The following is a 1,315-nucleotide window of genomic DNA, read 5'->3' on the forward strand; positions in this document are numbered from 1 at the left end:
GGCGCCTTCACCGCTGCCTTCCACCGCCCGGACCAGTTCGGAAACGTGATCTCTCACTGCGGCAGCTTCATCAACATTCTGGGCGCGAACAACCTCCCCAGCATGGTCCGGCGCACCCCCCGCAAGCCAATCCGCGTCTGGCACCAATCCGGCAAGCGCGACCTCGATATCGTCTACGGCAACATCCCCATCGCTAACCATGACCTCGACGCAGCCCTGAAGTATCGCCGCTACGATTCCATGTTCGTGTTCGGCACCGCCGGGCACACCCTCGGACACGCCGGCGCAGTGTTCCCCGAAACACTCCAATGGATCTTCCGCGACCAGGTTGAAGCCAATTGAATCGCGCTTAGTCGACGCTTCGCTTCAAAGAACGCCTCTTCACAGGCTGAGGGCACCGCAGCACAATCTTAGTTTGGAACCCTGGAGTTACAGGGCCTCGCGCTGGCTGCCAGATTTACTCGATTAGGACCGCGGACCTAATGACCCGCCCAGGACCTCCCGTGTCCACGACTATTCGCCCGCGTCACAATTGTCACTGACGCTTGTGACGCGGGCGACACCTAGCAAAAGAGTCTGGACACTGAAACAACACCAAATCATGGCTCGCCGATTGGTTAAACCACCACTACCTGAAGCATTCAACTTAAGGCAAAATCAATGCACGCTGCTGAATTGAAGGTGTGGGTTAGGTCACCACATAATTTACGGCCGTCGAATACTTACGAATCTAGGGAGATCACCTGAGGGTACGTACCCAAACGCAACCAGCGTGGCGCGAAAGCCCAACCTGACGTGGCCTGCAGCCGCCGTCGTCAAAGTGCTTGGTGTTGGTTTCTCAGTGCTTATCAGGGCTGAGCTCCAAGTGGTTTGCGACCTCGAGACAAGACCTCGACCAGCTTGAAAAGAAGAAAGGGTGTTTCACCATGACCCATGCGCAGGCAACTGCAACCAAGCTCGAACTGGTGGATCTCGACCACTGGGGAATGATGACCAACGACGAAGACTTGGCGAACTCCGTCCCGAGTAAGGACATCGCTACTTACGAGTTATCAGAAAACGACACGGTGTCCGAGTACCGCCTGACATCCGAATCGCTGCCGCAGGAGGGCGTTCCTGCCGGGAAGTACTACCACTTCAGGTGGACCAGTCACACCGTCTACCCTGGCGTCACCAGCAGTGTCTACCTGTACCTGCCCCACGGCGCCGAGGAAGCCGAATCGGTCAACCTGATGATCTGCCTGGACGGCCTGGAGTACACCGGAGAGAAGGTTCGTGCCACCACAGTCCTGGACAACCTCGTGCACACGGGCGA

The 1,315-nt window shown here is 57.5% G+C and carries 2 pseudogenes; both read left to right on the top strand.

Annotated elements, in window-relative coordinates:
* Positions 1 to 342, top strand: a pseudogene (locus AC1DD5_RS25640) (esterase family protein); the annotation flags it as partial.
* A gap of 584 nt (positions 343 to 926) precedes the next feature.
* Positions 927 to 1,315 (top strand): annotated as a pseudogene (locus AC1DD5_RS25645) (hypothetical protein); the annotation flags it as partial.

This window comes from Paenarthrobacter sp. 10L420, from assembly GCF_056395385.1.